This window comes from Brenneria corticis (genome assembly GCF_003115855.1).
Classification (GTDB): domain Bacteria; phylum Pseudomonadota; class Gammaproteobacteria; order Enterobacterales; family Enterobacteriaceae; genus Brenneria; species Brenneria corticis.
In genome coordinates, this window is the sequence record NZ_KZ819118.1 from 1 (window position 1) to 7,545 (window position 7,545).

Sequence of the window (7,545 nt, forward strand, 5' to 3'; positions counted from 1 at the left end):
GGAACGGCTTGTCGATGGCGCGCTCAGGTTCCGGGATGTAGGTATCCAGAGCGTTAGCCAGTTCGATGATTTTCTCTTCCCACTCGGCTTCGCCTTCCAGCGCTTTCAGCGCGGAACCGCGGATTACCGGCGTGTCGTCGCCCGGGAAGTCGTACTGAGACAGCAGCTCGCGCACTTCCATCTCAACCAGTTCCAGCAGCTCTTCATCATCAACCATGTCGCATTTGTTCAGGAANCGCGGCGCCGGTGATCATGTTTTTCACATAGTCGGCGTGTCCCGGGCAGTCAACGTGCGCGTAGTGGCGAGTCGGGGTATCGTATTCAACGTGAGAGGTGTTGATGGTGATACCACGGGCTTTTTCTTCCGGCGCGTTATCGATCTGGTCGAATGCACGCGCGCTGCCGCCGTAGGTTTTAGCCAGAACGGTGGTGATAGCTGCGGTCAGCGTTGTTTTACCATGGTCAACGTGGCCGATAGTACCGACGTTGAGGTGGGGTTTTGTACGTTCAAATTTTTCTTTAGACACGGCGATATTCCTTAACTCTAATGCTCCCCCCTGATGGAGAGAGCACGGGATCAATGTGTTAAACCCGGATTATTTACCACGGGCTTCAATAACGGCCTGAGCTACGTTGTTCGGCGCTTCAGCGTACTTCAGGAACTCCATGGAGTATGAAGCGCGGCCCTGAGTCTGCGAACGCAGATCGGTAGCATAACCAAACATTTCAGACAACGGAACCTGTGCACGAACGGTCTTGCCGGTTGCAGTATCTTCCATACCTTCGATGATACCGCGGCGACGGTTAAGGTCGCCGATTACGTCACCCATGTAGTCTTCAGGGGTTTCAACTTCAACCTTCATAATCGGCTCAAGCAGAACTGGTTTTGCTTTCTTAAAGCCATCTTTAAATGCCAGTGAAGCAGCCAGTTTAAACGCCAGTTCCGAGGAGTCGACGTCGTGGTAAGAACCGAAGTGCAGACGCACCGCGATATCAACCACCGGGTAACCCGCCAGAGGACCGGCTTTAAGCTGTTCCTGAATACCTTTATCAACGGCAGGGATGTATTCGCCAGGAATCACGCCGCCTTTGATATCGTTGGTGAAGGTGTAACCCGGGCCACCTGGTTCCAGCGGAGACAGGTCGATCACCACGTGACCGTACTGACCGCGACCACCAGACTGCTTGGCGTGTTTCCCTTCGATATCCTTAACGGTATCGCGAATGGTTTCACGGTAGGCAACCTGCGGTTTACCGATGTTCGCTTCAACGTTGAACTCGCGTTTCATACGGTCAACGATGATTTCCAGGTGCAGTTCGCCCATACCGGCGATGATGGTCTGGTTGGATTCTTCGTCAGTCCATACGCGGAAAGACGGGTCTTCCTTCGCCAGACGGCCCAGAGCCAGACCCATTTTTTCCTGGTCGGCTTTGGTTTTCGGTTCAACCGCGATGGAGATAACCGGTTCCGGGAATTCCATACGTTCCAGAATGATCGGCGCGTTCTGATCGCACAGGGTATCCCCGGTGGTCACGTCTTTCAGGCCGATTGCCGCAGCAATGTCGCCCGCGCGAACTTCTTTGATCTCTTCACGTTTGTTGGCGTGCATCTGAACGATACGGCCAAAACGCTCACGCGCGGATTTCACCGAGTTCAACACGGTATCACCGGAGTTAACCACGCCGGAATACACGCGGAAGAACGTCAGGTTACCCACGAACGGGTCGGTGGCGATCTTGAACGCCAGCGCAGAGAACGGCTCTTTGTCATCGGAGTGACGAACCGCCGGGGTATCTTTACCGTCGTCCAGAATACCGTTGATCGCAGGAACGTCGGTCGGCGCCGGCAGATACTCGACAACCGCATCCAGCATTGCCTGTACGCCTTTGTTCTTGAACGCGGAACCACAGGTAACCAGAATGATTTCGTTGTTCAGCACGCGCTGACGCAACGCTTTCTTGATCTCTTCTTCGGTCAGCTCTTCGCCGCCGAGGTATTTGTCCATCAGCTCTTCAGAAGCTTCAGCCGCGGACTCAACCAGATTCTGGTGCCATTCGTCAGCCAGTTCCTGCATATCAGCCGGAATCTCTTCATAGGTGAAGGTCACGCCCTGATCGGCGTCATTCCAGTTGATGGCTTTCATTTTCACCAGGTCGACAACGCCGGTGAAATGCTCTTCCGCACCGATAGCCAGCTGCAGCGGAACAGGATTCGCGCCCAGACGAGTTTTGATCTGGCCTACGACTTTCAGGAAGTTCGCGCCCATGCGGTCCATTTTGTTAACGAACGCAATACGCGGAACTTTGTATTTGTTAGCCTGACGCCATACCGTTTCAGACTGCGGCTGAACACCACCGACCGCACAGTAAACCATTACTGCACCGTCAAGAACACGCATGGAACGTTCTACTTCGATAGTGAAGTCAACGTGTCCCGGGGTGTCGATGATATTTACGCGGTGCGGCTCAAACTGTTTAGCCATACCAGACCAGAATGCGGTAGTCGCAGCGGAGGTGATGGTGATGCCACGCTCCTGCTCCTGCGCCATCCAGTCCATGGTGGCCGCGCCGTCATGAACTTCACCGATTTTATGGTTCACACCGGTGTAGAACAGAATACGTTCTGTCGTGGTGGTTTTACCGGCGTCGATGTGTGCACTGATACCGATATTACGGTAGCGTGCAATGGGTGTTGTACGAGCCATTTGTTTCCTCTATATCCTAGGGCGTTCAATGTCAGTTAATCCAGACGGGCTGGCTTTCTGAAGCGCCCGCCTGATTAGCATAACTACAGCGAAGGGATTACCAACGGTAGTGAGCGAACGCCTTGTTGGCCTCTGCCATACGGTGAACGTCTTCACGTTTCTTGACAGCAGTGCCTTTGTTTTCTGCTGCGTCAGAAAGTTCGTTCGCCAGGCGCAAAGCCATGGATTTATCACCGCGTTTACGAGCAGCTTCAACGATCCAACGCATTGCCAGAGCATTGCGACGAACCGGACGGACTTCAACCGGCACCTGATAAGTAGAACCACCAACGCGGCGCGACTTGACTTCGACAGTCGGGCGCACGTTGTCCAGCGCTACTTCAAAAGCTTCCAGATGATCTTTACCAGAACGCTGAGCCAGGGTCTCTAGCGCGGTATAGACAATTGCTTCGGCAGTAGATTTTTTACCATCTACCATCAGGATATTTACAAATTTGGCCAACAGCTCTGATCCGAACTTAGGATCCGGCAGGATTTTACGTTGACCAATGACGCGACGACGTGGCATGGAAATACTCCGTTGTTAATTCAGGATTGTCCAAAACTCTACGAGTTTAGTTTGACATTTAAGTTAAAACGTTTGGCCTTACTTAACGGAGAACCATTAAGCCTTTGGCTTCTTCACACCGTATTTGGAGCGGGATTGCTTACGGTCTTTAACACCTGAGCAGTCCAGCGCGCCACGAACGGTGTGGTAACGCACACCTGGCAGGTCTTTAACACGACCGCCACGGATCAGGATCACGGAGTGCTCCTGCAGATTGTGACCTTCACCACCGATATAGGAGGTGACTTCAAAACCGTTGGTTAAACGAACACGGCATACTTTACGCAGCGCGGAGTTCGGTTTTTTCGGGGTGGTGGTATATACGCGAGTACATACGCCACGTTTCTGCGGGCATGCTTCCAGCGCCGGAACGTTGCTTTTAACAACCTTCAGGGCGCGTGGCTTGCGTACCAGCTGGTTAATTGTTGCCATTCAAAAAGCTCCTGGTTTTTGCTTCGTAAACACGTGATAAAACGCCTCGTACCTGCGCAGGGCAAAGTATGAGGACGCAGAATTTTAGGGCTGGCTGTGGAAGGAGTCAAGAAATATACAAAAATTCAGCGTTACCACGCCAGCTGTTGCGGATATTGCACCGTCAGTTGAACAAATTGAGTATAGCTAATCAATGAAAAATTGTTTGAAATTTGTGCAGCCACGCCTCTGGCGTCGGCATCATTTTGCAAAACATACAAAGGGATAGACGCCCTAAGGAGACGGCTTGCCGTTTCGCTATTCGCCAGCGCGGCGATAACGCCGTCCTGCAACAGCACCAATGCGTCTCCCGGACCCAGACAACGCAGCAGCGCATCAATGTCGCAGTGATAAGGAGAATGGGAAAGAGTGTGTAGCATAAATAGAAACGCTCGCCGCTAAAATGAGAGGATGGAATGGTAATCCGCCAGCCGCTGTCTTAATTCCTCGGGGGGCAGGAGCAACACATCCACAGCCCAATCGGTATCCCGAGCAATACCCCGTTGCTGGAGAGATTCGGCACAGACATAACAGCGTTCGATGTCATACAGCGGCAGCACGCCAAAGGTGGCGATATAGTTGCGCATCAGAATCGTTTCCGGCTGCTGCCCCGGCAGCAATTGCAATACGCCGTCGCCGATAAAAAACACGCCAATATCCTCGGTCAGCGCGGACATGGCGAGCAATGCGTCCAATCCTTCCCGACCGGAGGCGCTGCCGTGCGGCGAGTGAGTAAAAACAAAAGCGATTCGCTTCATGACTCCGCCTTAAAATCGTATTAAAACTGGATCACCCGATCGCAGCTCAAAACCGACTGGGCCAGCTCGCCAAGACCGCTCAGGGTAAAGCCGTCCTGCAAATTCGCCGCCCCCAGTTTTAGCTGTTCGGCCTGTTGCCGATCGGTAATCCCGCGCCGCAGCGCCGCGGCGACGCAGACATTCAACGCCACGTGATGCTCCTGCCCCAGACGCTGCCAGGCGCGCACCAGATCAAACTCGTCGCTCGCCGGCGAGGTGAGCTGATTGGCGTTCAGCACGCCCTCGCGATAGAAAAACACGCTTTCCAGGCGATGACCTTCATCCAGTAACGCCTGCGCGAACTGCAACGCGCTGCTCGCTTGCTGCGTGCCATAGGCGGGGCCGGTGACCAGCAGGCAATAGCTCAGCATCTGCGTTAGTGCCCGCTGAAATCGCCGCTTTTAAACTGGCGGATATAGAGATACACGGTGTGTTTGGAGATATTAAGGCGCTCGGCGACCTGATTAATCGCATCCTTAATATCAAAGATCCCCTTCTCATACAGGCTCAGTACGATCTGGCGGTTTTTCGCATTGTTGGACACGTTGCGGTCCGCGTTGACTTCTTCAATGGAAAACTCCAGCGTCTGCGCCACCAGATCGTCCACCGACGAAGCAAAGTTTACCGATGAGGCGATTTCGTGCGTTTCAGGCGGGATAAAGGTCTGTACGATCTGCGAAAAAGGCACATCCAGATTCATATTGATGCACAGCAACCCGATCACGCGCTGATCGCGGTTGCGAATGGCAATGGTGACCGACTTCATCAGCACGCCGCTTTTCGCCCGGGTGAAGTAGGCTTTCGATACGCTGCTGTCCTCGCCGGCCATATCGTGCAGCATACGTAGCGCAAGATCGGTAATCGGCGAACCGATTTTTCTGCCGGTATGTTCGCCATTGGCGATACGCACCGCGGAACATTTAAGATCCTCAAGGGAATGCAGCACAATCTCGCAGTGCTCACCAATCAACATGGCCAACCCATCGACCACCGCTTCATACGATTTCAGGATCTCGTAATCCGTCTGACCGAACGGACGTTCATCCAGCAAATCAAGGTCATAAGATTCGCCAGACACAAGCGAATTAGACATGGCAGACACCACCCTCAACGTGTTCTATTTATTGTATTGACCGGAGACACAGTCTAGCAAATGTCCACTCAATCGTCCCTGAAATTAACGGGTTCGTTTCCGATACGGTGAACTTACTCATCTTTTATTGAACGGAAAAAAAACCGCGGGCGCATAACCCGCGGTCGAGACCTCATCATCGATGATTGATGAATTATTGCGCGCTTTTCTCCGCGGCGGCAGGTTTTTCCGCTTTGGCCGCGTCGGCGGCTTTCACATCGGCTTCGGATTTGATATCCAGCAGCTCAACGTCAAACACCAGCGTGGAGTTGGCCGGGATCCCCGGAACGCCGGTTTCGCCGTAAGCCAGCGTAGGCGGAATGACCAGCTTGATTTTACCGCCCTTCTTGACGTGTTTCAGGCCTTCCGTCCAGCCGGGGATCACCCCGTCAAGACGGAAAGAGAGCGGTTCGCCGCGCTTGTAGGAGTTATCAAACTCGCTGCCGTCAACCAGGGTGCCTTTGTAGTTGACGACCACGGTGTCGCTGTCTTTCGGCGCATTGCCGCTGCCGTTTTTCTCAACCTGATACAGCAGACCGGATTCGGTTTTCTTCACGCCTTTTTCTTTGGCAAAGGTATCGCGGTATTTGGTGCCTTTATCCGCGTTGTCTTTGGCGTCCTGCTTCATCTTGGTTTCAGCCGCCGCTTTTACCCGTCCTTCAAAGCTTTGCAGCGTTTTTTCGATCTCTTCGTCGGTCAGTTTGCTCTTATCGGCAAAGGCGTCCTGAACGCCGGCAATCAGTTGATCCTTGTCCAGCTTGATTCCCAGTTTTTCTTGTTCTTTAAGGGAGTTATCCATATAACGACCCAGCGATGCGCCTAGCGCGTAAGCGGCTGCCTGTTCGTCACTTTTGAATTTGGTTGCTGTGGTCGCGTCCGCCGCCAGAGCCTGGCCAGCGTTCAGAGTCAGAGCCATCGTCGTTGCTAACAGCGTTACTTTAAACAGTGATTTCATCCATTTCTCCAGCATCTGGAACAATATGCTCCAGCCATTATTAAAAATAAATTCGCGACTACTATAACTGCGCGCACGAAGACAACACAACGGCACGCGCGACAATCCTTTGATAAAAAACATTTCATCGTTTTTTAACGCCGCTCTCAACGGCCGGACCGCATAGCCCGAAAGGCGAGCTTCAGAAATAGCGTGAGTAAAAATCCTCAGATCGCTTATTGCGCCCTACTCCGACCGTTTTTACTACCAGAAGTTTCTGCTTTCTGACAAACTTAAGGGTAATAGGCTGTAAGCTGTAGGGGGGAATACCAATGTCATCGCTTGAAGAACGGCTCGAACTACTGGAAAGCCGTCAGGCTTTTCAGGAAGTGACGATAGAAGAGTTGAACCAAACGCTTATTCAACACGAAAGAGAAATCGGTCGGCTACGCGAGCAGGTACGCCTGTTGACGGAGAGATTACGCACCCAGCAAACCTCGCTAATCGCGTCGCAGTCGGAAGAAACGCCGCCGCCGCATTATTGATTGAGAACGCTGGCGCAGCCATGCTTTCTATAGGCTGCGCCAGATCACATTTTTCACATCATCCCCGCTGACCACGGTACTTCTCCTCACGCTGCGAAATTTATCAACACATTGATATTTAGAATATAAGTAATCCAACCTACCTATTTGGCTGAAATCCACGATAGCAAATCTCCCTTGACAAGCCATTAAGAAAAACCAAAAATGCAAACGTTCCCGAGAACGTTATTAATCACTCTTTCATTCTTTCCGATGACCTTAAAAAAGAGAACATCATGACCAAAATTAATATCGATTTACGTGGCCTGAACCCTGCTCCCATTACTCCCTTTACCCGCGATGGCGCCGTGGACT

At 52.4% G+C, this 7,545-nt stretch carries 9 protein-coding genes and 2 pseudogenes; 1 reads left to right on the plus strand and 10 read right to left on the minus strand.

Annotated features, from left to right (window positions below; all coding sequences use genetic code 11):
• From DDT56_RS24945 to fkpA, 10 genes and pseudogenes are all read right to left on the minus strand, one after another.
• Nucleotides 1-235 (minus strand): annotated as a pseudogene (locus tag DDT56_RS24945) (GTP-binding protein); the annotation flags it as partial.
• 1 nt (nucleotide 236) lies between these two features.
• Nucleotides 237-527: pseudogene (locus DDT56_RS24950) on the minus strand (GTP-binding protein); the annotation flags it as partial.
• 69 nt (nucleotides 528-596) lie between these two features.
• Nucleotides 597-2,705: an elongation factor G gene (fusA, locus tag DDT56_RS23945; RefSeq protein ID WP_136168852.1), complete on the minus strand. Its 2,109-nt coding sequence runs from the start codon at nucleotides 2,703-2,705 to the stop codon at nucleotides 597-599.
• Nucleotides 2,706-2,802: 97 nt separating this feature from the next.
• Nucleotides 2,803-3,273, minus strand: a complete 471-nt coding sequence (gene rpsG / locus DDT56_RS23950; protein ID WP_009111198.1) for a 30S ribosomal protein S7 — start codon at nucleotides 3,271-3,273, stop codon at nucleotides 2,803-2,805.
• A gap of 96 nt (nucleotides 3,274-3,369) precedes the next feature.
• Nucleotides 3,370-3,744, minus strand: a complete 375-nt coding sequence (gene rpsL / locus DDT56_RS23955) for a 30S ribosomal protein S12 (RefSeq protein WP_009111197.1) — start codon at nucleotides 3,742-3,744, stop codon at nucleotides 3,370-3,372.
• Nucleotides 3,745-3,875: 131 nt separating this feature from the next.
• On the minus strand, nucleotides 3,876-4,163 hold the full coding sequence (tusB, locus tag DDT56_RS23960; protein ID WP_136168853.1) for a sulfurtransferase complex subunit TusB: 288 nt from the start codon (nucleotides 4,161-4,163) through the stop codon (nucleotides 3,876-3,878).
• 18 nt (nucleotides 4,164-4,181) lie between these two features.
• Entirely contained in the window at nucleotides 4,182-4,541 is a 360-nt protein-coding gene (tusC, locus tag DDT56_RS23965; RefSeq protein WP_136168854.1) for a sulfurtransferase complex subunit TusC, read from the minus strand.
• Between the two features lie 20 nt (nucleotides 4,542-4,561).
• Nucleotides 4,562-4,951: a sulfurtransferase complex subunit TusD gene (tusD, locus tag DDT56_RS23970; RefSeq protein ID WP_136168855.1), complete on the minus strand. Its 390-nt coding sequence runs from the start codon at nucleotides 4,949-4,951 to the stop codon at nucleotides 4,562-4,564.
• Nucleotides 4,952-4,956: 5 nt separating this feature from the next.
• The gene (locus tag DDT56_RS23975) at nucleotides 4,957-5,673 is read right to left on the minus strand and encodes a helix-turn-helix transcriptional regulator (protein WP_168197685.1); all 717 of its coding nucleotides are present in this window, start codon (nucleotides 5,671-5,673) and stop codon (nucleotides 4,957-4,959) included.
• A gap of 193 nt (nucleotides 5,674-5,866) precedes the next feature.
• Nucleotides 5,867-6,667, minus strand: coding sequence for an FKBP-type peptidyl-prolyl cis-trans isomerase (gene fkpA, locus DDT56_RS23980; protein ID WP_136168856.1), 801 nt, complete (start codon nucleotides 6,665-6,667; stop codon nucleotides 5,867-5,869).
• Nucleotides 6,668-6,972: 305 nt separating this feature from the next.
• On the opposite strand from fkpA, the gene DDT56_RS23985 reads away from it, so the two are divergent.
• Nucleotides 6,973-7,191: a SlyX family protein gene (locus DDT56_RS23985; RefSeq protein WP_136168857.1), complete on the plus strand. Its 219-nt coding sequence runs from the start codon at nucleotides 6,973-6,975 to the stop codon at nucleotides 7,189-7,191.
• Nucleotides 7,192-7,545: the final 354 nt, after the last annotated feature.